The sequence below is a fragment of the Embleya sp. NPDC005971 genome, assembly GCF_040629175.1.
Classification (GTDB): Bacteria; Actinomycetota; Actinomycetes; order Streptomycetales; family Streptomycetaceae; genus Embleya.
Genome location: NZ_JBEXUX010000045.1, coordinates 31,781 through 57,537, shown reverse-complemented (window position 1 = coordinate 57,537; position 25,757 = coordinate 31,781). Strand labels below are relative to the sequence as shown.

Below are 25,757 nucleotides of genomic sequence, written 5' to 3'. Positions count from 1 at the left end.
GCGAGCAGCAAATCCCTATCCCGGCCCTCTACCAAATTTGCCGCCCTGGAAGAATCTGCGCTTGTTCTGAAATCTCACTACCAGGTTCGCGTTCTGCGGGAGCATATCGTCCAGCGATCTTGCGCACGTCGGGCAAACGCCCCTCGGATGACTGATCATCAGCCGTCCTTCCGTTGCCCTGAATTTACGCATCAAAGCAGCCGCCTGGGCTTCCACATGCGTTTCGTAACCAGGAACGGCACCGGGCGGCACTACGTATCCAGGGTAAGGGCTGCTCGACACCAGATCGAACGTTCCATGGCCCCTGATCCAGAGAACTCCACCCGTTGCACCTTCTGGATCCGTCGAATTACCAGGATTCGAGGAACGTGCTGCCTGCTCCGACGCCCTGAGGTGCGCGGCTTCGTCCGCGGTGCGACAGATCGCATTATGAACGAGGACCGGAGTGGCACCTGCGAGCACGTAGTACGTGTGCAGGTTGGAGACCGTGAGGTTAAGGACCCTCTGTGTTTCCGTCCATGACCTGACCGAAACTGCTTGTACCCACGTACCAGCGGATGTCCGGAGCCAAACACCGGGCACAATTCGATCCGCGCGGGTCCACTCCTGTACTTCCGGCAGCCAGAACGGATGGCCATCGGTCGCGGTGATCTTTTCCGTTGCTGTTCCGGCGTTCCCATCCGTATCGACGGTAATCTCAACGAGGTTCTTGACACCCTCGCCCTTGATCAGTGCAGCGACCGGTTCCGAGCCATTCTGCTGTGACTCCGGGTCGGCTGCCAGAACTGCGTCGCCAAGTTGAATGTCTTCTATCGGCTTCGCCGAGCCGTCCGCCATCAAGACCCGGGTGCTCGGAACGAAGCTATTCGCAGGGCAGGAGTCCGTCTCGGCGGGTTTATCGGCTGCCTTCTTGGTCTCCTTTGGTTTCGAGGCTTTGCCGTCGCCGTCTGCACTCTTTGCCTTGGTTGTGGATTCCTTACCCTGTTTGGCCGCCGAGGCGGCTGCCTCGTCGGCCTGTTTAGCCTGGGCCGCCGCTGCCTCTTCCTGGGCCTTCTTGGCTGCGGCTGCCTCCTCCTCCAGCTTTCTGGCTGCCGCTGCCGCTGCTTCCTGTTCTCGTTGCCAGGCCGCCAGGTCCTCGGCGTACTTGGCGAGCGCCTGCTGGTAGCGCTCGGCGCGGGCGATGATGTCGAGTGCGATTCGCACCTTGCCGGCCCACGCGTGGTATGCATCCCAAGCACGATCCAGCGCCCTGGCGATGCGTTTAGCCTTCCCTGCACCGCCGGTGAACCACGACACCAAGGTGTCTCCGGCGATACTGGCGCATGCCCATCCGTCACCACCGATGCAGGCACGAATGTCGTTGTAACCGGACGCGTCCTTGAGTGCCGACATCGCGGCTTCCATCGCGACGTCGATCAGGCTGCGACCCTTGGCCCAGTGCGCCCAAGCCAACTCGGCGTCCGAGTAGTCCTGGATCGGCGCCACCGGCATGCTGATCGCCAGGCCTGATGGGTCGCTGAAGGTCACCGGGGAGTTCGCCGCGTACGCGTACGCGTTCATCTGCTTGGGCTCGCTGTAGTCAACCACCGGGTCGACGGACAGGAACCGCCCCACCGCCGGGTCGTATTCACGCGCGCCCAGATGCACCAGGCCCGTGGACTCGTCGTTCGTTCCGCCGACGAAGCCCTGATTGCCGGGCCAGATGGACGGTTTGACTCCGCGAACATCACCGAATGGGGTGAACTTACGTTGCGTAACCGCCTGGGTGTTCGCGTCCACCGCGATATTGGCGGTGCCGTTCTGATCGGCCATCAGGTACGAGCTGGTGGTCTGGCCGTTCTCGACCGTCTTGACCAGCGTCGGCCCAGCCGGGTGCGCGTAGTACCGCGTGCCCTTGACGATGTCGCCTGCGGGGTTGAGTTGAACCTCGGTCCCCGGCAGGTACAGGGTCGTCCCCGACGGGTCGCGCTTGATCAGCCGCTCACCCCCCGCGTCGTAAAGGAACGACGTGACCTTCGCGCCCTCGGTCACCTTCGAGACGCGACCCTCGGCATCCCATTCCAGGTTCTGCGTGTCACCCTGGATCGTCCGAGTCGCCGTGTTCCCCGCCGCGTCGTACGAATACGACTCGGTCCGACTTCCACCCGGCCCGGTGGTGTCCACCTTCTTCAGGTAGTTGGCACCGGCCGCACCCTGAGTCCCATACGTGTAGACCCGGTTGACGTCCTGGCCCGCCACACCGGCCGGGTCGTGCTTCGTCTCCGTCTTGCGGTTGCCCGCGGCGTCGAAGCTGTAGGAGGACCAGTACGCGTCCGGCCCACCTACGCTCGGCCGACCCCCGCCGGGCCCGACCTGACCGGGCTTCGCCTGGCAATTGTCGGTCGCCGACCAGGCATCCGTCATCCGACGCATGTAGTCGTACGCGAAGCACTGGGTGTCCGTCGTGGACGGCGTCGGGTTCGGCCCGAAGGCGTCCGTGATCTTGGTGATGTTGCCGACCGCGTCGTACTCGGTCCGCGCGTCGTTGATCCGCGACGGCGAGGTCTCCCGGTCGTTCACCGTCCGGGTCGGACGCCGCGTCTGCTCGTCGTACTCGTACGTCGACCACACCTGCTTCGGCGCCGGCCCGGCATGCGTACGCAGCACGTCACCCAGCGGCGAGTAGTCCACCCGGTCGACGAACGTGTCGCCGTTGATGCCCATCACCGTGGGCAGTTCGTACCGGTTGTACGACATCGAGACATCTTCGAGCGGCAGACCCGCAACCGCCGGGAAGGTACTGAACTCGGGCAGCCCATTCGTCTCGGTGTACGTGCTGCCGAAGACATACGTCTTCGCCAACTGGCCCTCGGACGGCGGGATGGTGATCTTCGAGCCCTTGGGCCGGTACTCCGTGTCGTAGCCCGTGATCTCCTGCTTGTACGCGTTCCCGTTCACGAACCGCGTCGAGGAGACCGGCAGCCCAAGTGCGTTCGGCAGCGTGTCGAACACCGACTCGGTCAGCTTCGGACCGGTGATCGAGCCCTCGTGGGTCGCCTTGATCCGGCCCAACACGTCGTACTCCGGCGCGAGCGTCTTGCCCCGCGCGTCCGTCGTCGTCGCCAGCCGGTCGCCCGCGCCGTAGGTCATCGTCGACGTGCCCTTGTCCGGGTCCGTCACCTTGACCTGACGACCCCGCAGGTCGTACTCGAAGCCCCACGTGTTGCCGGCCTCGTCCACCACCGACGACAGTTGCCCGCGTCGGTTGTAGCTGTAGCGCGTGGTGTCGTGCGCGCCGCTGGGATCGGCGCCCTTGAAGAACTGCAACTCCGTCTTGCGACCGACCGCGTCCAGGATTGCCTTCGTCGGCGTCTCGCCCGTGGGCGGGTCCACCGTGACGAAATCGCCGCCGTAGGTGGTCGTCGTCCGCGAGGTCTCGATCCCGAACTTGCGCGAGATCTGCACCGTCGGCTGACCGGTCGAGTTGTACTCGGTCATCGTCGACGCCGGGACCATGTTGTCCAGCGGCGCGAACATCGCACCCTCGGGCGCACCGTCCGCGTAGTAGCCGCCGTTGGACTTCCAGATCTGGCCGAGGCTGTTGTAGAAGGTGTCGGTCACCATGCGACCGCCGCCCAACGCCTCCATCTGGGTCTGCCGAATCCGCAGGCTGCCGTCGTAGATGTCGTAGCTGGTGCGGTAACTGCCGTCGTCCAACAGGTTCTTGTTGGTGATGACGACGGGACCGTCACGCCGGACCAGGTACGAGAACTCGGCATCCGGCGACTTGCGATCCGGGTTCCGGTCCGGCGACCACACCTTGACCAGACGACCCAGCGAGTCGTACCGCATCACGCTGCGCCGCTTGTTGGCGTCCTCCTGGGCCACCGTCGCACCGCGACCGGGGTCGGTCTCGACCGACTGGGTGTGCCCCGCCGGGTTCGTGACCGTGGTCTTGGTGACGAGCTGCCCGCCGGCCGGGAAGTACTCGGTCGAGTTGACCGCGCCCAGCACGTCGGTGACCGACTTCGGCCGACCGTAGACGTCGAACGTGGCCGTGCCGTCCAGGACATAGGTCGGCTGGCCGTTCACGTAGTCCGAAAGCGACTCCGTGCGCACCAGGTTGCCGGCGTTGTCGTAGAACATCTTCGCATCGGAGGTGACATCCTCCGGCCGCTGCACGTTCGTCGCGTCACACGCCTTCGCGACCGACTCGATCCGCGACTGCCGGTCGACCATCCACTGCGCCTCGTCCGGCGCGTACCAGTAGCGCGTGCACGAGTCGTCGTTCGGGTCGTCGATGTTCCCGAGCGAGGACGTCGTCTCGATGAAGCCCCGTGCGTTGAGGGTGCTTTCGGTCGACGTCCGACGCCACCCGCGCCCGTCCGTCAACAACACCCGCGAGGCCGTCTTCGTCGTCTGCTGCACGAACGCCTGCAACGGCGGCGTTTCGTTCGGCCGCACCCGAGTCGCCGTCGGATTCGACACCCACGGCGTGTACGTCGTCGCCGCCTGAAGCGCGCCGCCCTCGCCGTCGTAGACCAGCACCTCGCGCGTCTGACCCGCGAAGAGCTTGTGGTCGACGATCTCGCCGTTCTCGGAGTCCTTGACCTTGACCGTCCGCCGAGCCGCGGTCGTCGGCGACGCCCGGTCGCCGTCCAGGCCCCGGAAGAACAACGTCTCGGTCTGGGTACGCCGGTCCGGGTCCTGCCCGATGAAGGTGCGCACCCGCTCGTAGCCGCGCCACTGCGACCACGTGCGCGTCTTCGGCTCGGTGAGCTCGTTGTCCTCGTCGTACGCCCACGCCGGCGCGCCCAGGTACTCGTAGGACGTCACCCGCGTCGGCGAGTTCGCCATCGCGTCCTGCTCCTGGACCCGGTCCACCACGTGCTTGTGGAAGTAGTCCGTGACGTAGAGCTTGCGCTTGCGGTCCGGATCGGTCGGGTCCGGGATCTCCTGGATCACCGGGTAACAGCGCAGCCCGTTGGACTCCGCCGCCGTCGGCAGCTTGACCGGTGCCACCGAGGAGCACTCGGTGTCCTTGAAGCGCACCGAGATGATCGAACCGGTCTCGGTGTCGATGTTCTCGATGCGATAACGCCGGTACGCCGGGCGGCCGTCGCCGTCCCGGTCCACCCGGTTCGCCAGTTGCTTGCCGCGGAAGGTCACCGGCGGCAGCGTGATCGGCGTGCCGTTCTTGCCGGTGCGCTGGATCGACGCGAGCCACAGCGCGTAGTCGGTGCCGTCGCCGTTCTGCGGGAAGTCCTGGGTCAGCGCCCAGGTGTCCACCGGCTGGTAGGCCGTGCCGGTCCAGACCTTGGTGTTGATCTCGGTCAGTCGCTTGCGGGTGAAGAACGTCGGGGTGAACCGCGCCTTGCACTCCTCGTTCGCCGCGCAGAGCTGGTCACCGGGGGTGTCCGGCCACATCTTGGCGATGTTCCAGTCGACCTCGGGCTTGAGCTTGTCCTCGGCGCAGTCGAACGTCGGCGAGGTCAGGCAGCGCTCGGCCACCGTGAAGTCCACCTGGGACGGCGCGTTGGTGAACAGGTTGTCGCTGCGCAGGCCGTACGAGACGTGGTCGAGCCAACCACCGCGGTCGTAGGCCCGGTTGGTCGAACCACCGGCGAACTTGAAGTTCGCGCCGTAGTGGTTGACCTCCTTGTTGTACCAATACGTCATGGCGTTGCCGCGCGGGTCCACGACGTAGTCGAGGTTCCACCGCCAGGCCCGGTCACAGGCCGAGTTCGCGAAGTCCGGCTGGTAGCACGGCTCGCCGGGCTGGTTGTTGTAGATCGGCACCAGCCACGCCGAGTTGGTGACGGGCTTGCCGGGCTGCCAGCCGGGGACCTTGTTGAGGCCGAAGTTGAACTGCACGCCCTGCGCGTTGGTCACCCGCCAGTGCACGCCCTCCTTGTCCCCGTTCAGGTCCTGCGCACCGGTGATCAGCTCGATCCGCGAGCCGTCGTCCTTCGCGGGCCGCCAGACGCCGGACGCGTCGTCGCGCACCAGCGGGGTGGACCCGCCGTTGAGCGACATCGTCATCATCGGCGCGCCGTGGCACAGGTCGCCGGTGTCGTCCGTCGGGTTGTTGAACCCGGAGCCTTCCTTCTTGTCCTGGCTGCACGGGACCCAGGTGCGCTCGATGAAGTTCGAGCCCAGGTCCCAGCCGTCGCCGACCCACGAGGTCTGCTGGAGCGAGGCCGAGGTACGGCCGTCGATGCTCGCCGAGGAGTAGCCCAGCGCGAGCGAGGGGCTCGGGCCGCCGAGCGAGCCGGGCAGTTCCAGCGGGTACGACCAGGAGAAGTCACCCGCGGCCCCGCCCGCCTGCCACGAACCGGACGCGCTCAGCGAGGTCGCCTTGTAGGTGCCGTTGGCGCCGTCGGCGGTCGGCTGCGCGGCGAGCAGCATGCCCTGCCCGCCCGCGCTCGCGCCCTTGGCCGCAACGCCCTGACCGGTCGCGGCCGGTGCCACCGTCGCGGTGAGCTTGCCGGTGTCCGCGTCGTTCTTCATCGCGACCGGCGTCCGGGTCTGACACTGCGCCAGCTCCGGGGTGGTGAGGACACATTCGGGGAGCAGGCTGAATTGAAGCCGCGAGCCCCAGCCGCCGCCGTACGCGTTCTTGAACGCGGTGTAGTCCAGCTCGACACCCACCGGTGCGACGCCGGTGCCGCCGTCGGTGCGCCGGACCCCGAGCAACAGCCCGTTGCCGACGCCGGCCTTGTTCGCGGTCGGCCGGTCGAACAGGTCGACCTTGACCTTGACCGGGGCGGTGTCCGCGGCGGCCTGCGCCGAGCGGGCGGCCGACTCCGGGGCCGGGGGTGTGCTCAGCTTGATCGGCAGCGAGCCGGCCTTGGCCTCGGCCGGCGCGGTGGCGGCGGCGCGGGCGTCGGACTTGGCCGCCGGGCGCGGCAGTTCGACCTCGGCGGAGCCCGCGGCGGGCCAGTTCACCGCCGGCGCGCCCTTCCAGGCGTTGACCTGCGACTCGGCGGGCGGCACGGGGGCCTTGGCCGTCGACAGGCGCTCACCCGGGACCTTGGTGAGTTTTTGCAGGTCGGGCAGTTGTGGGCGGGCAACCGTTTCTGCCGCCGCCGCCGGCACCGCGGTCAGGCCGGAGCCCACCAGCACGATTGCCATCAGGGGTACCGGCCATCGCCAGGTACGTCTTATCGCCGTGCGCATGGCACGGGTTTTCCGTGAAAACACAGCCCCACCCGAGAGATTCGACGCGGAATCCCCCGAGGCCCACGTCACCCAATACTGGCGGCGCAACCTAGCAGTAGGCGAAGCGGTTTGGCGACTTTATCAATGTTCAAGTCGCGGAAATTGATGCCAAACGCCTGAAGCGGGGATGGACATCGATTCGGGTTTAAATTGCGATACCAACCGTTTGGCAAGTATGCCCGAATACTCCGCCACTACTCGCCAAGAGCCGCGCTGACCTGCTACAACTCACGGAAAGTGCGCCGATTTGCACCCCTGCCAGTGGTGCGAATTCAGCCACACACGGCACGGGACGGCCGCAATGCTTCCGCGCCGGGACGCTCCAATACAGCCGCTCCCATCGTCTGCGGAAGCCACTATGAATTCATCGACAAGACGCGTATCGGATACGGCCCGTCCGATCCGGAATATGGAGCCACGGTCGATTACCGGGGCATTATCGGACACTTCGATCCCGGTCAATTCGGACACCATTCGGCACACCTCGGCCGGCCGGACACCGGTGCCCGCACACCCCGCGTGCGCGCCGGCGATCCGCACTCGAGCCCGCGGTGCCCGACCTCCGAGCAATCGAATTCGGCCACCGCGACGAACGCGCATCGCCCCGACCCCCGACCGTCCCCGACGGTCCCCCACCAAGCCCCCGTCCGGCCCACTGCGCGCCGGGCGGCCCGCGATCCGATCGGCTCGCTCCCCGCGTCCGGCCGGGTCGCATCGTCAACCCCCACTCCGACCCCGGAAAGCAGCATGAATTCATCGATACGACCCGCACGCCCCGCGGGTCACCCGCGGCGAAAAGCTGTGGTCTGGGTGATCGCGGCGGCCCTGTCCGCCGGGCTGATCACCGCCGTACCGGCGACCGGCGCGCCCATGCCGCAGGTCGCCCCCACCGACAAGACGACCCCGGCCGACACCCGCACCGAGGCCGAGAAGCAGGCCGACGAGCGCACGGCCGCGTCCGCCAAGGCCAAGCAGAGCGGCCAACGCGTCGAGGTCGTCGCGCTCCGTACCGAGACCGACCAGGTCTGGGCCAACCCGAGCGGCACGTTCACCCTGGAGAGCGCGACCCGCCCGGTGCGGGTATGGCGCGGCGGCACCCTGGTCCCGGCCGACGACACCCTGGCCCCCGTCCAGGGTGGTCGCCTCGCGCCCAAGGCCGCGATGATGGGCCTGACCTTCTCCCCGGGCGGCAACGGCCCGCTGGCCGAACTCACCAAGGGCGGCCGCAGGATCGCGCTGTCCTGGCCGACCGCGCTGCCCAAGCCCGTGGTCGAGGGCGACTCCGCGACCTACCCCGAGGTACTGCCCGGCGTCGACCTCAAGGTCGTCGCCAACGTGGACGACTTCGCCCACTACGTCGTGGTCAAGACCCCGGAGGCGGCCAAGAATCCCGCCCTGGCCACGCTGAAGTTCGGCCTGGACGCCACCGGACTGAACATCGTCGAGGGCACGGCCGGCGAACTGCGCGCCCTCGACCCCACCGGCCAGGCCGTGTTCACCGCGCCCAAGCCGCAGATGTGGGCGGCCGGCCGAAACGATCCGCCGCCGGCGACCGCCCAGGCCCCCGCCGAAGCCCGTACCTCGGCGGCGATCACGCCCGAGAACGATCCCCCCGCCGACCCCACCGACGGCTTCGACCCCGGTGCCAAGCACGCCGATCTCGGCGTCAAGCTCACCGGCAAGACCCTCGAACTCACCCCCGACCAGGGCCTGTTGACGGCCGCCGACACCAAGTTCCCGGTCGTCATCGACCCGGTCTGGCGCGACGACTGGAAGTTCGCCTGGACCCTCGCCTACAAGCACAACGCCATCGCCGGCTCCGCCTCCACCAGTTACTGGAACGGCGGCACGATGCCGAAGAAGTATGGGCGGGTGGGTTGTTCCAGGGACGGCGACTTGGGCAACGCGGTCGTCTGCGCCAAGACATTCTTCCAGGTCGGCATGTCCGACCTGTGGGACAAGCAGATCATCAAGTCGGTGCTGAGCCTCGAACAGATCCGCCCCGGCGCGTGGGACTGCAAGTCGGGCGAACTCGAAGTCTGGGACACCGCGAGCATCTCGAAGCAGACCACGTGGAACAACCAGCCGAGCTGGGACCGCATGGTCGGCAGCGTCGACGAGTCCTACGGTGGCCGTAACTGCCCCGGGGGCAACGAGAAGAAGATCGAGGTCAACGTGACCTCGGCCGTCGACGAGGCCGCGCGCAGTCACTGGAATTCCTGGACCCTCGGCCTGAAGTCCCGCTACGACACGGTCGACGTGTCCTGGCGCACGTTCGCGCCGGACGCGACGGTGATCAGCACCGAGTACAACACCCCGCCGGCCACCCCGTCGGACCGGACGACCGACCCCTCCACCCCCTGCGCCGGCGGCGTCATCGGCACCACGGACCGGGTCACGCTCTACGCCCGGGTGGACGACGCCGAGGACAACAACCTCACGGCCGAATTCCACTATTGGAAGGACGGCGCGAACACCGGCCCGACCGTGATCAAGCGCGGTGTCAGCCGCGGCACCATCGCCGCCGCCGAGATCGACGCCACCGCACTGGACGGCACCTACCGCTGGGATGTCCGGGTGTCCGACGGCTTCGTCGACAGCCGGTGGGCCGGCCAGTGCCTGTTCACCGTCGACCGCAACCGGCCCAGCGAGCTGCCCAACGTCTCCTCGGCGGAGTTCCCCGCGAACAACCCGGACAACCCGACCCCGGTCCGCACCACCGGCACCTTCAATTTCACCGCCAACGGCGTCACCGACATCGTGAAGTACCGGTGGTGGACCGACAGCGACCCGATGGTCCGCGAGGTCGCCGCGGCCGGCCAGGGCGGCCCGGCGAGCATCACCTTCAAGCCGACCATCACCGGCCCCAACCATCTCTACGTGCGCAGCGTCGACATCGCGGGCAACCTCTCCGACGTGCGGAACCACCTGTACTACGCCAAGCGTTCCCCCGACCGGGACAAGCCGGGCGACCTCAACGGCGACGGCAACGTCGACCTGTGGAACCTCAACGCGACCACCAAAGGCGTGGACGCGCGTCCGGGCCAGGGTGACGGCACCTTCGGCTCGCCCGTGTCGGCCGGCGGCGGCCCCTTCGCCGGAACCGTCTCCCTCGCGCACCGTGGCACCTGGAACGCGGACTACTACGAGGATCTGGTCGCGCTGCAACAGGCCCCGGACAACGAGCGCAAACGGCTCTACGTGTATCGCGGACGCGGCGACGGTTCGCTGGAGCCGAGTGACAGCACGCGCATCACACTCAGGGTCAAAAAGCCCGACACCAACGACCATTGGGGCGCGGCCAGCCAGATCCTGGTGATCAACAGCGTCAACGACGACAGCGCCACGCCGAACGACATCGACGCGACCGACTACCCCGACCTGCTGGTGCAGGAGGGAGCCAACCTCTGGCTCTACCTCGGCAACCCGGCCGGGACCCTGGACCAGCGCTTCGACGCGATTTCCCTGGGCAATGCCGACTGGGCGAACATGACCCTGATCGCCCCGGGCGACCTGAACGCCGACGGCCTGCCGGAGATCTGGGCCCGGGACAAGAACACCGGCAAGATCCACCAGTACACCAGCCGGCGCAAGACCACCGACAGCGCCACGGACGGCAACCCGACCGAGCTGGACCTGACCGTCTACGCCGACCCGGCCGTGCGCACCACCTCGATCGGCAGCGGCTTCACCGGCGATGCCTACGAACTCGTCTCCTCCGACGGGGACTACGAGAAGGACGGCTTCGCCGACCTGTGGGCGCAGGACCCGACCGGCAAGATCGTCGAGTTCCCGGGCCGCGCCCTGACCGGCGGCTCCGCGTTCGGCGCCGCCCGCTCGGTCGCGCCGGGCACCCCCTGGTCGGAATGCGAGTCCTTCGGCCCCGCCGGCGGCGCCGCGTTCCAACTGTGTGGCCCGGTGCTGACCAAGTACCGCGCCGCCGACGCGGCCACCCGCGGCTATCCGGTCGCCGACATGAAGGTCGCCCCCGACCTGGTCGGCCGCTACGCCCACCTCAAGCGGCCCAACGGCACGTACTGGTCGATCTATTGGCACTCGACCACCGGGGCCAAGTCGGTGTCCGGCCCGATTCGCGACAAGTGGGAGGCGCTCGGCTGGGAAACCGGTGAAATGGGCTACCCCACCGACGACGATCACACGATCGGCATCGGCTCGGCGCAGGTCGCCACCTTCAAGGGCAGCGGTGGTTACGGCGCGATCTACTCGACGCCGGAACTGGGCACCTGGTCCATCCACGGCGGCATCTACGAGAAGTACCTCGCCCTCGGTGGTCCGGCCGAGCTCGGCTTCCCGACCACGGACGAATCCGCAGTGCCCGGCAACACCGGCCGCTACAACCATTTCCGCAAGCTCTCCGAGAGCGGCAACAGCGCCTCGATCTACTGGAACGCCGGCACCGGTGAAGCCTGGTCCGTGCGCGGCCCGATCCGCGCCAAGTGGGCCTCGCTCCAGTGGGAGCAGGGCTACCTCGGCTACCCCGTGACCGACGAGTTCACCGTCCACAACGGCGACCGCCGGGTCAGCTTCCAGGGCGGCTACATCCGGCTGAACCCGACCACCGGTGCCTACGTCGACCACCACCCGGAGGACCGCACCGCCGACCTGCGCACCGACCTGTCGGGCGACTTCAACGGCGACGGGCGGGCCGACCTGCTCACCGTCTACAACTACGGCAACGACACCAGCGCCTTCCACACCCTGATCGCCCGGCCGGGGGGCGGCTACAACGCGCCGTTCAACGCCTGGACCGCGCATGTCGGCTGGATGCGCTACGAGAGCACCAAGTGGGTCACCGGCGACTTCAACGGCGACGGCCGCGACGACGTGGCCGGCCTCTACGGCTACGGGGACGGCAGCAACCGGCTGTTCACCTTCCTCGCCAAGCCCGACGGCACCTTCGCCGACGGTGTCGACAGCGCCTATGTGGGCCCGGGCAACTGGGACTGGAGCAAGGCCGTCTTCCTCGCCGGCGACTTCAACGGCGACGGCCGCGACGACACCGCCATGCTCTACGACCACGGCGGCGGCTCGACCGGCGCCTACACGTGGATCGCCAAGCCGGACGGCACCTTCAACGATTCGTTCGCGAGTTGGCGCTCGAACCCCGGCAACTGGTACTGGAACAGCGCCAAGTACGTCGTGGGCGACTACAACGGCGACGGCCGCGACGACATCGCGGGCATGTACGGCTACTACAGCGGCGCCGTCGCCTTCCACACCATCCTCGCCCGGCCGGACGGCGGCTTCGACGTCCCGTTCGAATCCTGGCGCACCGACCCCGGCAACTGGGACTGGTCCCGGGTCAAGCTCACCAGCGGCGACTACAACGGCGACGGCAAGGCCGACGCCGCGGCGATGTACGACTACGGCAACGGCCACTCCGCGCTGTTCACCTTCCTCGGCAAGCCCGACGGCAGCGGCGGCCTCCAGGCCGACGTGAAGTCGTGGGACACGGCCGAAGGCGGGTGGTGGGGCATCAGCGCCGGCCTGCCGGTGACCGGTGACCAGAACGCCGACGGTCGCGACGACATCTCGATCATGTACAACTACCAAAACGGCGCCACCACGGCGTTCCTGTTCACCGCGCGCACCGACGGCGGCTTCGACAGCCCCAACGACGCGTGGCAGGCGGCACCCGGCTTCTGGTAGCCGCGCACCCGCCCGACGGACACCCCGAGGGCGTTCCCGACCATGACGAAGCAGCCCCGCCCGGCCGAGATCCCTCGGCCGGGCGGGGCTGTTCGCGCATTCGACGCGTGCTCTACTCAGAAGCCGCCGCCCGGCGGGGCCTCGATCTCGTCCGCCGGGTCGAAGCCGAAGACCCGGCCGTAGAACCACAGTTCGGCCTCCAGCGCGCGGATGATGTTCTCCGAGCGTCGGAAGCCGTGCTGTTCGCCCTCGAACGCCAGGTAGACGTAAGGGAGTTGCTTCTCCTTCAGCGCGGCCACGATCAGCTCGGCCTGGGCCGGCGGGACCACCTGGTCCTCCAGGCCCTGGAAGACCGCGAGCGGGCTGGACAGGTGCTCGGTGTGGTTGATCGGCGACCGGTCCCGATATACCGCCTCGGCCTCCGGGTACGGGCCCACCAGGCGGTCCAGGTAGCGGGATTCGAACTTGTGGGTGTGCTGCGCGAGGGCCGCGATGTCGGCGACGCCGAAGTGACTCGCGCCGGCGGTGAAGACATCGCCCGCCACGAGCGCGGCCAGCGTGGTGTACCCGCCGGCCGAACCGCCGCGGATGGCCAACTCGGCGCTGTCCACCACGCCTTGGTCGGCGAGATGGCGGGCCACCGCCGTGCAGTCCTCGACGTCGACGATGCCCCACGAGTCGTACAGCAGGTTGCGGTACGGACGTCCGTAGCCGGTGCTGCCGCCGTAGTTGACGTCGGCGACCGCGAAGCCCCGGCTGGTCCAGTACTGGATCCGCAGGTTGAGCACCGCCGACGCCTGCGCGGTCGGGCCGCCGTGGATCGACACGATCAGCGGCGGCAGCGCGCCCTCGGGCGCCCGGACGTCCGGGTTCTTCGGCAGGTACAGCAGCGCGTGCGCGGTGCGGCCGGCCGCGGACTCGAACTCGATCGGCTGCGGTGCACTGAACCACCGCGCGTCGAAATCGAACTCCCGGGCGGGCCGCAGTCGTTCGATCTGCAACGCGGTCGGCGCACCGGCCGCGAGCCGAATCCGCCGCGGCGCGTCCTCGTCGTCCGGGCCGCCGCCCACCAGCAACACCCCGCCGGGCACCGCGGCCAGGTCGGACAACCAGGTCAGCCCGGTCTCCACCCGCGCGGGCGGCTGCTCCGGGCGAGCCGGATCGACCAGGCCCAGGTGCACGAACCCGCCGGAGTTGACCGAGCAGGCGATCCGCCCGTCGTCGAGGAAGGCGTAGAAACGGTCGCCGAAGACCCACTGCGGGCCGCCGATCTCCGCCTCGACCGGGGCCACCGCCTCGACCTGACCACCCGCCCCGACCCGGTACAGGTTCCACCAGTCGGTGCGGTCCGAAGCGAACCACAGCGCGCCGTCCGGTCCCCACTCGGGCTGGACCACCGACTCGCGCCCGCCGCCGGCGACCGCCTGCGCGCCGGTCGGCACCGGCCCGGCCTCGATCGCCGCGACCATCAGTTCGGCCGCGTCCCACGGCATGTCCGGATGCGACCACTGGGTCCAGGCCAGCGCCGATCCGTCCGCGGCCGGGCACGGCGAGGACACGAAGTCCGGGCCGGTGACCAGGACCCGCTCACCGCCGAGGCCGTCCAGCGGCAGCGCGACGATCTCGTTGACCGCCTCGCCGTGCGCCTTGACCGCGGCCGGTTCGTGGCTCTCGCGCACCGCGACCAGCCACTCCCCCGGCCCCCACTGCCCCGCCGGCACGATCGTGCAATCGGCGTAGCGCAGACCCGCCTCGGTCTCGGGCTCCGCGGTGATCGGCACCGGCGCCGCGTCGTCCGGGCCCAGGCGGTACAGCCGCTGGTCGGTCCAGTTCGCGAAGACCAGCAGGCCCGCGCGCACCGTCCAGGCGCCGCCGCCGTACTCGTGCACGCGGGTGCGGGCCGAGAAGCCCTCCGGCAACACGTCCTCGGGAGATCCGCCCGGTCGTAGTCGCACCAGTTGGATCCGACCACCTTCGGACGGCCGGCCCTCCGCCCACCACACATCCTCGCCGTCGGCCCGGATCCCACCGGGGTTCGCGGCCCCTTCCACCAAGCGCTCGGCCGTGATCGGCGAAGGCCAGGAACCGTATGTCTTCGTCTCGTCCGCGTTCGTGTCGGCACTCATGCCCCGATCCTCTCCATCCGGAGCCGGGAAAGCATCCGGCGGGGCCCTCGAAAACCGGGTCGACCCGAGGCCGTGCGACGCGGGATCATGTCCGTATGACGACAGATCTCGACATTCGCGGCGTGGTGATACCCGCCGCCGAGCTGTCGTGGCGGTTCTCGCGCTCCTCCGGACCCGGTGGACAGTCGGTGAACACCACCGACAGCCGGGCCGAGGTGTCCTTCGACCTGGGCGCCAGCACGGTGCTGCCCGACGTGCTCAAGGAACGTGCCCTGCTCCGGCTGGAAGGGCGGCTGGTGGACGGTGTGCTCACCGTGGCCTCGTCCGAACAGCGCTCCCAATTGATGAACCGCCAAAGCGCGGTGCGCCGACTGATCGACATCCTGGTCGAGGCCACCGCCCCGCCCCCGCCGCCGCGCCGGCCGACCAAACCCTCGCGCGGAATGCGCGAGCGCAGGCTGCGCAACAAGCACCATCGCGGTGAGATCAAACGACTGCGGCGCTCGACCGGGGATTGATCCCGAGTCCGAACAGGGTCCGAACCGGACCCAAAGTCGAGATGAAGTGTCGCTTACCGAACCATTACGGATCACACCCGGAAAAGCACGCCACAAGCACGATTCGCCACCGCACACTGCGAACGCCTGGCAAGACCACCCGCGAACGCAGTGAACGAAGCGAAGGACACCGGGATGCCCTCCCCCGCACGTGCAGCACACCATCCGCCCCAGCCGATCACCGTCCCGGCCGCGTACCACGCGTCGAGTCATCCGTGACCGCCGTCGGGCGGTCCCGCGCCCGCGCCCGACACGACCGGCGTGCCTCGACGGAGACCCGGCACGACAGCCACCCCGAACACCGGCTCGGCCCGGTGTTCGTGCGCTGGACCATCGCACCCACGGTCGCCGGCGTACCCGAGGTCCGACACCGCCTCCGCGACCTGTTACGCGCCTGGGGGGTGGCCGAGGAGATCGAGGACACCATGCTCCTGGTCGCCACCGAGCTGACCTCCAACGCGGTCCGGCACGCCGCGATCCGCACCGAGCGGATCCGGATCACCGCCTCGCACAGCGGCGCCGAACTGCGCCTGGAGGTCGCCGACGACCACCCGTTCCGCCCGCACGCGCTCCTGGACACCGGCCCCGACGCCGAGGACGGCCGGGGGCTGATGATCGTCAAGTTGATGGTGGCCGAACTCGGTGGCCACATCGACGTGCTGCCGGGCGGTGCGGGCAAGAGCATCCGGGTCACCCTGCGCAAGGACGGCCGGGGATAGCCCGCCTCAGCGCACCCGCCGCCACAACGCCTCAGCCAGCGAATACAGCCCGAACACCGCCAGGCCCAGCGCGATCACCACGAGCAGCGCGGGCCCCACCGGTGTGTCGGCGAACGAGCGCAACGTCTCGTCGACCCCCTTGGCCCGATCCGGGTCGAACTTCACCGCGGCCACCACCACGAACACCCCGGCCGCGCCGAACACCACGCCTCGGCTGATCCCGCCGACCACCCCGAGCACATCCACCACGCGACGTTGCATCGGGCTCATCCGCCCGGTGTTCAACTTCTCCCGGAACCTGCGCAGCGCGTATCGCACCGCCATCCCGATCCCGACGCCGAGCAACACCGCCCCGGCCAGGCCGACCAGGTATCGGCCGCCGGACCACTCCAACGCCTTGGCGGTGAGGTCCTTCGAGGTCTTGTTGCTGCTGCCGCCCTGCCCCTGGCCCTGGTCCCGGCCCGCGTCGCTCGCGGTGAGGGTGCGGATCAGCGAGGCGACCACGAAGCCGTAGAAGATCGCCCGGCCCAGCGACATCAGGCGTTTGCCCGCCTTGCCGCCATCCGGCACGGCCTGCCCGAACACGGCCTCGACCAGCCGCCACAGGCACATCCCGATCAGCGCGACGACCAGCGCCCACAACATCGCCTCGCCGAACGGCTTGGCGCCGATCTCCTCGACGGCACCGCCGCGGTCGGCCTCCTGGTTCTTGCCCCCGACGGCGATCCGTACGGCGATGACGCCGACGAGGATGTACAACAGCCCGCGCGCGGCGAGGCCCGCCTTGGCAAGGCCGACCAGCACCCTGCTGTCGGCGGCCTGCCGCCCCGCGGCCTTGGCTTCCCGACCCGATTCCGCCATGGAGGCTGACGCCGACATGTCGTGATCCCCCCATACATACGGTGCGGAGCGTCTTGACGGCCGGGCCCGTGCGGCATCCGGCCGAGCAGACGTCTGCCCTGGCCGGGGCCGGACAAACGGCGCCCGAGGCCACGACGGGAGCTCCCGGGGGGGGAGTCGGGGTCAGTGGAAGGCGTCCAACCCGGTGAGTGCCTTGCCGATGACCAGGGTGTGCATCTCGGAGGTGCCCTCGTAGGTCAGCACCGACTCCAGGTTGTTCATGTGTCGAATCACCGGGTACTCCAGCGAGATGCCGTTCGCGCCCAGGATCGTACGCGCCTGGCGGGCGATCGCGATCGCCTCGCGGACGTTGTTGAGCTTGCCGAAGCTGATCTGCTCCGGCCGCACCGCGCCCGCGTCCTTGCGCCGGCCCAGGTGCAGCGCGAGCAGGTGCGCCTTGCCGATCTCCACCGCCATGTCCGCCAGCTTGGCCTGGGTCAACTGGAACCCACCGATCGGCCGGCCGAACTGCTCACGCGTGCGGGCGTAGTCCAGCGCGGACTCGAAGCACGAGCGCGCCGCGCCGACCGCGCCCCACACGATGCCGTACCGGGCCTCGCCCAGACACGTCAGCGGACCGCGCATGCCCACCACGTCGGGCAACACCGCGTCGGCCGGCAGCCGTACCTCGTCCAGCGTCAGCTCGCTGGTGATCGACGCGCGCAGGGACATCTTGTGCCTGATGTCGTGGGCCGCGAACCCGGCGGTGTCGGTGGGCACCACGAAGCCGCGCACGCCGTCCTCGGTCTGCGCCCAGATCACCGCGACATCGGCCACCGAACCGTTGGTGATCCACATCTTGCGACCGCTGAGCACCCAGTCGTCGCCGTCGCGCTTGGCGTGCGTGCGCATCGACGCCGGATCCGAACCGTGGTCGGGCTCGGTCAGGCCGTAACAACCCAGCGCCTCGCCGGCGGCCAGTCGGGGCAGCCACGTGCGCCGCTGCTCCTCGCTGCCGAAGCGGTGGATCGCGAACATCGCCAGCGAGCCCTGGACCGACACCAGCGAGCGCAACCCCGAGTCGCACGCCTCCAGTTCCAGGCAGGCCAGGCCGTACTGCACGGCGCTGGTCCCGGCGCAGCCGTAGCCCTCCAGGGTCATCCCGAGCACGCCGATCCCGCCCAGCCCACGCGCCAGTTCCCGCACGTCCGGCAACGCGCCGCGCTCGAACCACTCGGCCACGTACGGCGTGACCCGGTCGGCGCAGAACCGGCGCACGGTGTCCCGGATCGCCTTGTCCTCGGGGTCGAGCAGATCGTCGATGCCCAGCGGGTCCATCGGATCGAACGCGGGTGCCTTGGCCATGCGGGTGCCTCCTGAGGTGGGCCGGGAGACCCGAACGGCGCCGAACGGGTCCCGGTAGATTGCCCCGAACATAGATCCGGAACACGGGGAGCACCACCATGACCCAACCGCCACCGGAACCGCATCCCCTGTTCGGGGAGGGCGTGGGTGGACCCGGCGAGACGCCCGAGGAACGGCATCGCCGACTCCGCGAGGAAGAGGAGGAACGTCAACGCCGCCGCGACCGCCGCGAGGACCTCGCGGACGGCGCCGACGCCGTCAACGACATCTCCGGTGGCGGCGACGGGGGGCTGTTCGGCGGCGGCGGATCCGGCGGCGGAAGCGGCGGATCCGGCGGCCGCGGCTCGGGCGGTGGAGACCGCGGTGGCTGCTTCGGCGGCGGCGGAAACGGTGGTGGTGGCGGAAGCGGCAGCAGCGGAGGAAGCGGCAGTGGAGGAAGCAGCGGCAGCGGTCGTGGTGGCAACGACTGCGGCTGCGACGTCTGCCTGCTCAGCCTCTTCTCGCTGCGCCTGGTGTGGATCACCCTGACCAGCCTGCTCCGCCCACGCGGTGGCCCGCCCGCCCGCCGACTCGGCGCCGCCGTCGAGCGCTACCGCACCGAGATCAGTCCGCAGACCCCACCGCGCTGCGCCTTCACCCCGTCGTGTTCGACCTACGGCAAGAAGGCCCTGCACCAGCACGGCGCGGTCCGGGGGACGTACCTGACCGCCCGTCGCCTCATCCGCTGCCGCCCCGGGGGCGGCGGCGTCGACCCGGTACCGCCCGCCCGGGGAAGGCGGCGCTGACCGACGCACGACCGACGGTCGGGGGTGGGCCGCGCCCACCCCCGACCCTTCGTCACTTCTTCGGCGACGGCGAGCGGCGCATCTCCTTGTGGATCAGCTTCCACTCCCGGGCCCGTTCGGCCCGGATGCGGTGGTCCTCGCGCGAGGCGATCCAGCGTGCCTCCCGGAGCAGCTTGCGATAGCTGTCCAGTCGGCGCTGCGGCAGGTCGCCCGCCTCGATCGCGGCGAGCACCGCGCAGCCGGGTTCACTGTCGTGCGTGCAGTCGGCGAAGCGGCAGTCCTCGACCAGGGCGTCGATGTCGGCGAAGGTGCGATCCAGGCCCTCCCCGACGTCGTACATGCCGACGCCGCGCATGCCCGGGGTGTCCACGAGCACACCGCCGTTGGGCAGCGGCACCAACTCGCGCCACGTGGTGGTGTGCCGGCCCTTGCCGTCGCCGCGCACGTCCTGGACCGAGGTCACCTCGGCGCCCGCGAGCGCGTTGGTGAGCGTGGACTTGCCGGCGCCGGAGGTGCCGATCAGCGCCACCGTCTGTCCGGCGGTGTAGGCGTCCAGGACGTCCAGGCCCTCGCCGGTGAGCGCGCTGGCGACCACGACGTCCACGCCCATCGCCACCGCCTCGACGTCGGTGCGCAGATCCTCGGCGTCCGCCGCGAGGTCGGCCTTGGTGAGGATCACCAACGGCCGGGCTCCGCTCTCCCACGCGAGCGTGAGCAGCCGCTCCAGGCGGCCGAGGTCGGGCGCGACGTCCAACGGGACGACGGCGCCGATCAGGTCGACGTTGACCGCGAGGACCTGGCCCGCCGACCGCCCGGAGGCCTGCGAGCGCACCAGCGCGGTCCGGCGCTCCAACAGGGCGGCGACGAAGGCCTCGCGGCCGTCGTCGGGCAACTCCAGTGCGGCCCAGTCGCCGGTGCACGGCAGTTCGCCGGCGCCGTGCGCGGCCCGCACGGTGCCGTCGGCGGTGACCACCTCGCACAACGAACGGTCCACCCGGGCGATCCGTCCGGGGATCAGGCCGTGGCCGCGGTAGGGGGCGAATTCGGTGTCGCGGTCCGCGTCCCAGCCGTAGGCGGCGAGCACGTCGGAGGTCGATGCGACAGGGGTGTGCGAAGAAGCGGGGGTGTTGCGGGAAGCGTGGTGCTGCTGGGAAGACAAGCCGGTGGCCCTTCGAGGGGCGGATCCGCCGACCTGCGCGCCGTCACGACGAACGACGTGGCGCGGCTACGCGGTGCGAATCCGAGAGGTGGAGAAGTGGAATGAGGTCCAGCCCGTCCGGGCGACCGTCATCAAGGTCGTGTTCACGACATCCACCTCCCACCTGTTCCGTGCGGCCTCGGGCCGCGCTCTCGGGCACTGTGCGGGCCCAAGGGCCACCCGCGAAGCCTAGGCCATCACGACCGGTCGCGTCGAGCGTGTTCCTGCTCGCCGATCACCGGCCGACTCGGCCGCGGCGGCCACGCGGTGTCGTCCAGCGGCAGGCCGGGCAGTTCCTGTCCGGCCGGCATGTGCAGGCTCGGCGGTTGCTGGCCGTTGGTGGGCGGCGGACCCGGGGGGCGCGGCGGGCGGGACGGCATCCGGGGCGGATCGGCGGCGCGGCGGGCACCGTTGGTCCGGCCGTTGACCGTGCCCGGGTCGCTGCGTTTGGCGTCGCGCGCGTGGATCGCCCAGCGCTCGGGGAATTCGGACGGCGGCTCGGCGATGTCGGGGAGTTCGCCGTGGATGACGGTGTCCTCCATCTCGTCGTGCTCGTCCGACAACGGCGTCCAGTCGCCGGGGTTGCCGCGGTGGCGACCCGAGCGCAGGTGCTCCATGGCCGCGGCGATCTCCTCGGCGGCCTTCTCCTTGTCCCGCTCGGCCCGCGCCTGCGCGGTCTCCTGGCTGGGCCACACCTGGTCGATCGCGGCGTTGACGGCCGCGCCGATCAATACGGCCATGGCCGCGAAGTACATCCACACCATGACCGCGACCGGGGCCGCCAGCGAGCCGTAGACGGTGGGGCCGTCGATGGTGGTGGCGAGGTAGACGCGCAGCAGGAAGCTGCCGACGATGCACAGGAGCAGCGCGACCAGCGCGCCCGGTATGTCCTCGCGCCACGGCGTTCGCACCGGCACCGACACGTGATAGAGCGAGGTCAGGAAGCAGACCGACAACACCACCAGGACCGGCCAGTACAGGATGTGCACGGTCCCGGCGAAGTGCGGGAACGCCTTGACCACCAGCTCGGGGCCGGCCACCAGGAGCGGGATCAGGAACATCCCGAGCAGCAGGCCGACCACGTAGAGGGTGAAGGAGAGCAGCCGGGTGCGCACGATGCCGCGCTTGCCGGACAGGCCGTACATGATCGTGATGGTGTCGACGTAGACGTTGAGCGCGCGCGAGCCGGACCACAGGGCGATCAGGAAGCCGGCCGAGATGATGTCCGCGCGCCCGGAGTCGAACACGTCGTTGACCAGCGGCACCACCACCTGCTCGGTGCTCTTGCTGGAGAGCACCGACCCGGCGGCCTTGACGATGTCGGCCTTGAGGTCGTTGACGGTGCTGCCGCCGATCATGCCGTGCAGGTAGCCGACGGTGCCGGCGAGCCCGAGCAGCAGCGGGGGCAGCGAGAGCAGCATGAAGAACCCGGCCTCGGCGGCCAGGCCGGTCACCCGGTGGTTGAAGCAGGAGATCACCGTCTCGCGGAGTATCCGCCACAGTGCGCTCCGCAACCGGATGCGACCGGCCCCTCGCAGACGAGGTCGTTGTTGGTAGTCCGCTGCCACCCCTTTAAGGTATCCGGCCGGGGGCCCGGCATTCGCCAAGTCGCCGTCCGGGTGATTTCCACCTTCGGGCAAGGGTGGCGCCGACTCGCCGGCGCCGGGGGTCCCGGCCGGTCAGCGGCCGGCCACCAGCACCCCGGAGAGCCTGCTGAGCACCCGGGCGGCGGTGCGCAGTTCCTCGGCCGGCAGGTCGGCGAACGCGCTCTCCCAGCTCTCCCGGAACAGTGCGTCGAGCCGGTACAGCTCACGCCGGCCGGCGGGGGTCAGTCGCACCACCGAGCCGCCTCGTCCGCGCCCGGCGCGCACCGCCTCGACCAGGCCCTCGCGCCCGTGCACGTCGAGCAGGTCGCGCACGGCCGATCCGGACAGGCCGAGCACGCGGGCCAGCCGCTCGTTGTCGAGGTCGAGTTCGTCGGCGAGCGCGGCGAGCAGCCGATAGCGGGTACCGTCGGCATCGACGTCGAGGGGGCCGGCCTGCCCGGCACGATCGGCGCGAATCGCGGAGAGGAAACCGTTGAGGGCGTAGCGCAGCGTCTCGACCGCTTCCTCACGACGCGGCTCCGGCCGCTCGGAGGTGGATCCCGCGGCCGATTCGACCGTGCATACGGAACGTGTTCTGCGCCGGGGCGCGCCCAGAACCTCGCCTGGCATACCCATCAGCTCCTCGTCCACTGTGGTGCGTGGGCCGCATACCGTCCGGGGTAACGGAATCCGACCCCCCGTACCGTAACCAACCGCGGCGACGATCCATGCCTCGGCCGGTGTGGAAGATCAGCTTATCTCAACATGTGGGCACGCGTGTTCGACATGTGAGATGGGCGTTCGCATCTCGGACAGTGATGGACGGCTTTCCGTCACCATGTCAATCTTTGCGACATGTCACGCGCCGGTATTGCTCTCGTAGGTCGACTCCACGTCGACCTCGGACGCATGTCCAGCGCCGTCTGTTCGCCGGTCTGACGACCCGCCCGTTGCACCTGTCTGCCGGGCGCGCGGTCGCACCGGCACCACGACTCTCACGGCCGGTCCGGCGAGGGTGCGGCCGGATGCTCCCCCGTGCGTCCCCCACCGATCCGCCCGGAGGACGCTCCCCATGGCCGCCACTACCGACACCGCCGGCAGCGGTCCCCGCGCCCGCAAGACCGCTCGCCATCGCGGCGAGGGGCAGTGGGCCCTCGGCCATCACGAGCCGCTCAACGGGAACGAGCAGTTCAAGAAGGACGACGACGGTCTCAATGTGCGCGCGCGCATCGAGAATGTCTACGCCCATCGCGGCTTCTCCTCGATCGACCCCAACGACCTGCGCGGTCGGATGCGTTGGTGGGGCCTGTACACGCAGCGCAGGCCCGGGATCGACGGCGGCAAGACCGGTGTGCTGGAGCCGCACGAGCTCGACGACGAATACTTCATGCTGCGCGTGCGGGTGGACGGCGGCCGGCTGAACCTGGCCCAACTGCGGGCCATCGCCGAGGTCTCCGAGCGGTTCGGCCGCGGCACCGCGGACGTCACCGACCGACAGAACGTGCAGTTCCACTGGATCCGGATCGAGGACGTTCCGGAGATCTGGCGGATCCTGGAGGCCGTCGGCCTGTCCACCACCGAGGCGTGCGGCGACACCCCGCGCGTGGTGCTCGGCTCGCCGGTGGCCGGCGTCGCCGAGGACGAGATCATCGACGGCACCTGGGCGATCGACGAGATCAACCGGCTGTACATCGGCAAGCCCGAATACTCGAACCTGCCGCGCAAGTTCAAGACCGCGATCTCCGGATCGCCGCTGCTGGACGTCGCGCACGAGATCAACGACGTCTCCTTCGTCGGCGTCGTGCACCCCGAGTTCGGCCCGGGCTTCGACGTGTGGGTCGGTGGCGGGTTGTCCACCAACCCCAAGCTCGCGGTGCGACTGGGCACCTGGGTCCCGCTGGAGGAGGTGCCGCAGGTCTGGGAAGGCGTCATCTCGATCTTCCGCGACTACGGCTACCGCCGGCTGCGCAACCGCGCGCGGCTGAAGTTCCTGGTCGCCGACTGGGGGCCGGAGCGCTTCCGCGAGGTGCTGGAGAGCGAGTACCTCGAGCGCAAGTTGATCGACGGTCCCGCCCCCGAGGCGCCCGCGCAGGTGTGGCGCGACCACGTGGGCGTGCGGCCGCAAAAGGGCGGCGGCTTCTACGTCGGCTTCGCGCCGCGGGTGGGCCGGGTCGACGGTGCCACCCTCGGCAAGATCGCCGACCTCGCCGAGCGGCACGGCTCGGACCGGGTACGCACCACGGTCGAGCAGAAGATGCTCATCCTGGACGTCGCCGAGGAGCAGGTCGCCTCGCTCAAGGAGGGCCTGGAGGCGCTCGGCCTGCGGGTGGACCCGAGCCCGTTCCGACGCGGCACGATGGCCTGCACCGGCATCGAGTTCTGCAAGCTGGCGATCGTGGAGACCAAGGGCCGCGGGATCCGGCTGATCGACGAACTGGAGCAGCGGCTGCCGGGCTTCGACCAGCCGATCACCATCAACATCAACGGTTGCCCCAACGCGTGCGCCCGGATCCAGGTCGCCGACATCGGCCTCAAGGGTCAGTTGGTGCTGGACGACGACGGCGCACAGGTCGAGGGCTACCAGGTGCACCTGGGCGGCGGGCTGGGCCTGGACCCCGGCTTCGGGCGCAAGATCCGCGGCCTCAAGGTGACTTCGGCGGGCCTGGCCGACTACATCGAGCGCGTGTTGCGCCGCTTCGAGGAGCAGCGCACCGAGGGCGAGCGCTTCGCCCAGTGGGCCGTGCGCGCGGCCGACGCGGACCTGTCGTGAGCGCCGCCGGTGGCGCCGAGCCGGGTCAGCGGGCCGTCCCGTTCTACTGCCCCTTCTGCGGCGACGAGGATCTTCGTCCGCACGAGGAGGGACACGGCACCTGGCTGTGCTCGGCCTGCCGGCGGGCGTTCTCGCTGAAGTTCCTGGGCCTGGTGTTCCCCGAGAAGCCCGGCCCGGCAAACCCCGGCAACACCTCGGACGCCCCCGCACGAACCCCGTCGAGCACACCGGAGGAGGAGCGATGACCGTCACCGAGAGCACCGATCTCGAAGCGCTCGCGCAGCGCGCCGGCCTCGAACTGGAGGACGCGAGCGCGTCGGAGATCCTGGCCTGGACGCACGAGCGGTTCGGCCCGGCCTGGTGCGTGACCTCCTCGATGGAGGACGCCGTCGTCGCGCACCTCGCCTCGCGGGTGGCGCCCGGGGTGGATGTGGTCTTCCTGGACACCGGCTACCACTTCCCCGAGACCATCGGCACCCGGGACGCGGTCGCGGCGGTCTACGACGTCAATGTGATCACCGTGCACCCCCAGCTGACCGTCGCGGAGCAGGACGCCGAGTACGGCGCGGCCCTGCACGATCGCGACCCCGACGCGTGTTGCGCGATGCGCAAGGTGGCGCCGTTGGAGCGGTCGCTGACGAACTACCGCGCCTGGGCCACCGGGTTGCGCCGGGACGACTCGCCGAGCCGGGCGAACACCCCGGTGGTGTCCTGGGACGCGCGCCGGCGCAAGGTCAAGGTCGCCCCGATCGCCCGCTGGACGCAGGACGACGTGGACGCCTACGTGGCCGAGCACGGGGTGCTGACCAACCCGCTGCTGATGGACGGCTACGCCTCGATCGGCTGCGCGCCCTGCACCCGGCGGGTGGCCCCCGGCGAGGACGCCCGCGCCGGCCGGTGGGCCGGCAACGGCAAGACCGAGTGCGGGATCCACACATGAG

15 protein-coding genes are annotated in these 25,757 nt (G+C 69.6%); 8 read left to right on the top strand and 7 right to left on the bottom strand.

Annotation, left to right across the window (positions count from 1 at the left end; genetic code table 11):
- Positions 1 to 15: 15 nt before the first annotated feature.
- The gene (locus ABZ374_RS32145; RefSeq protein WP_360317751.1) at positions 16 to 7,113 is read right to left on the bottom strand and encodes an RHS repeat-associated core domain-containing protein; all 7,098 of its coding nucleotides are present in this window, start codon (positions 7,111 to 7,113) and stop codon (positions 16 to 18) included.
- Positions 7,114 to 8,001: 888 nt separating this feature from the next.
- On the opposite strand from ABZ374_RS32145, the gene ABZ374_RS32140 reads away from it, so the two are divergent.
- Positions 8,002 to 12,870, top strand: coding sequence for an FG-GAP-like repeat-containing protein (locus tag ABZ374_RS32140; RefSeq protein WP_360317748.1), 4,869 nt, complete (start codon positions 8,002 to 8,004; stop codon positions 12,868 to 12,870).
- A gap of 116 nt (positions 12,871 to 12,986) precedes the next feature.
- Here the strand turns inward: ABZ374_RS32140 and ABZ374_RS32135 are convergent, their stop codons facing one another.
- Entirely contained in the window at positions 12,987 to 14,996 is a 2,010-nt protein-coding gene (locus ABZ374_RS32135; RefSeq protein ID WP_360317745.1) for a prolyl oligopeptidase family serine peptidase, read from the bottom strand.
- 95 nt (positions 14,997 to 15,091) lie between these two features.
- Between ABZ374_RS32135 and arfB the strand changes: the two genes are divergently transcribed.
- Together arfB and ABZ374_RS32125 are read left to right on the top strand one after the other, a co-directional pair.
- Positions 15,092 to 15,514 (top strand): alternative ribosome rescue aminoacyl-tRNA hydrolase ArfB, encoded by a 423-nt coding sequence (gene arfB / locus ABZ374_RS32130; protein WP_360317743.1) that lies wholly within the window; start codon positions 15,092 to 15,094, stop codon positions 15,512 to 15,514.
- Positions 15,515 to 15,768: 254 nt separating this feature from the next.
- Positions 15,769 to 16,272 (top strand): ATP-binding protein, encoded by a 504-nt coding sequence (locus ABZ374_RS32125; RefSeq protein WP_360317740.1) that lies wholly within the window; start codon positions 15,769 to 15,771, stop codon positions 16,270 to 16,272.
- Positions 16,273 to 16,278: 6 nt separating this feature from the next.
- Here ABZ374_RS32125 and ABZ374_RS32120 read toward each other — a convergent pair whose 3' ends face one another.
- Complete coding sequence (locus ABZ374_RS32120; RefSeq protein ID WP_360317737.1) at positions 16,279 to 17,151, bottom strand: DUF1206 domain-containing protein; 873 nt, start codon at positions 17,149 to 17,151, stop codon at positions 16,279 to 16,281.
- Between the two features lie 144 nt (positions 17,152 to 17,295).
- Positions 17,296 to 18,477, bottom strand: coding sequence for an acyl-CoA dehydrogenase family protein (locus ABZ374_RS32115; protein ID WP_360317734.1), 1,182 nt, complete (start codon positions 18,475 to 18,477; stop codon positions 17,296 to 17,298).
- 98 nt (positions 18,478 to 18,575) lie between these two features.
- Between ABZ374_RS32115 and yidD the strand changes: the two genes are divergently transcribed.
- Positions 18,576 to 19,262 carry a membrane protein insertion efficiency factor YidD gene (yidD, locus tag ABZ374_RS32110; RefSeq protein ID WP_360317731.1) on the top strand — a complete coding sequence of 229 codons (687 nt, stop codon included), beginning with the start codon at positions 18,576 to 18,578 and terminating at the stop codon, positions 19,260 to 19,262.
- Between the two features lie 52 nt (positions 19,263 to 19,314).
- On the opposite strand, the gene rsgA is transcribed toward yidD, so the two are convergent.
- From rsgA to ABZ374_RS32095, 3 genes are all read right to left on the bottom strand, one after another.
- Positions 19,315 to 20,346, bottom strand: a complete 1,032-nt coding sequence (gene rsgA / locus ABZ374_RS32105) for a ribosome small subunit-dependent GTPase A (protein WP_360317811.1) — start codon at positions 20,344 to 20,346, stop codon at positions 19,315 to 19,317.
- Positions 20,347 to 20,657: 311 nt separating this feature from the next.
- Positions 20,658 to 22,028: a YihY/virulence factor BrkB family protein gene (locus ABZ374_RS32100; RefSeq protein WP_360317729.1), complete on the bottom strand. Its 1,371-nt coding sequence runs from the start codon at positions 22,026 to 22,028 to the stop codon at positions 20,658 to 20,660.
- 111 nt (positions 22,029 to 22,139) lie between these two features.
- The gene (locus ABZ374_RS32095) at positions 22,140 to 22,676 is read right to left on the bottom strand and encodes a MarR family winged helix-turn-helix transcriptional regulator (RefSeq protein ID WP_360317727.1); all 537 of its coding nucleotides are present in this window, start codon (positions 22,674 to 22,676) and stop codon (positions 22,140 to 22,142) included.
- A gap of 225 nt (positions 22,677 to 22,901) precedes the next feature.
- Between ABZ374_RS32095 and ABZ374_RS32090 the strand changes: the two genes are divergently transcribed.
- The 4 genes from ABZ374_RS32090 to ABZ374_RS32075 all read left to right on the top strand — a co-directional run bounded on the left by ABZ374_RS32090 (position 22,902) and on the right by ABZ374_RS32075 (position 25,756).
- On the top strand, positions 22,902 to 22,985 hold the full coding sequence (locus tag ABZ374_RS32090; RefSeq protein ID WP_355541009.1) for a putative leader peptide: 84 nt from the start codon (positions 22,902 to 22,904) through the stop codon (positions 22,983 to 22,985).
- 133 nt (positions 22,986 to 23,118) lie between these two features.
- Positions 23,119 to 24,816: a nitrite/sulfite reductase gene (locus ABZ374_RS32085; RefSeq protein ID WP_360317725.1), complete on the top strand. Its 1,698-nt coding sequence runs from the start codon at positions 23,119 to 23,121 to the stop codon at positions 24,814 to 24,816.
- Positions 24,813 to 25,061, top strand: coding sequence for a hypothetical protein (locus ABZ374_RS32080; RefSeq protein WP_360317723.1), 249 nt, complete (start codon positions 24,813 to 24,815; stop codon positions 25,059 to 25,061). The genes ABZ374_RS32085 and ABZ374_RS32080 overlap by 4 nt, the downstream gene beginning before the upstream one ends.
- Positions 25,058 to 25,756, top strand: a complete 699-nt coding sequence (locus ABZ374_RS32075) for a phosphoadenylyl-sulfate reductase (protein WP_360317721.1) — start codon at positions 25,058 to 25,060, stop codon at positions 25,754 to 25,756. Before ABZ374_RS32080 ends, ABZ374_RS32075 begins: the two co-directional genes overlap by 4 nt.
- Position 25,757 lies beyond the last annotated feature (1 nt).

Bases quoted from the DNA above. Each gene is read 5' to 3' on its own strand.
- ABZ374_RS32095 (WP_360317727.1), bottom strand. From the start codon at position 22,676: ATGCCAGGCGAGGTTCTGGGCGCGCCCCGGCGCAGAACACGTTCCGTA.
- ABZ374_RS32085 (WP_360317725.1), top strand. From the start codon at position 23,119: ATGGCCGCCACTACCGACACCGCCGGCAGCGGTCCCCGCGCCCGCAAG.
- ABZ374_RS32115 (WP_360317734.1), bottom strand. From the start codon at position 18,477: ATGGCCAAGGCACCCGCGTTCGATCCGATGGACCCGCTGGGCATCGAC.
- yidD (WP_360317731.1), top strand. From the start codon at position 18,576: ATGACCCAACCGCCACCGGAACCGCATCCCCTGTTCGGGGAGGGCGTG.
- ABZ374_RS32090 (WP_355541009.1), top strand. From the start codon at position 22,902: ATGTCACGCGCCGGTATTGCTCTCGTAGGTCGACTCCACGTCGACCTC.
- ABZ374_RS32075 (WP_360317721.1), top strand. From the start codon at position 25,058: ATGACCGTCACCGAGAGCACCGATCTCGAAGCGCTCGCGCAGCGCGCC.
- ABZ374_RS32135 (WP_360317745.1), bottom strand. From the start codon at position 14,996: ATGAGTGCCGACACGAACGCGGACGAGACGAAGACATACGGTTCCTGG.
- arfB (WP_360317743.1), top strand. From the start codon at position 15,092: ATGACGACAGATCTCGACATTCGCGGCGTGGTGATACCCGCCGCCGAG.
- ABZ374_RS32120 (WP_360317737.1), bottom strand. From the start codon at position 17,151: ATGTCGGCGTCAGCCTCCATGGCGGAATCGGGTCGGGAAGCCAAGGCC.
- ABZ374_RS32145 (WP_360317751.1), bottom strand. From the start codon at position 7,113: ATGGCAATCGTGCTGGTGGGCTCCGGCCTGACCGCGGTGCCGGCGGCG.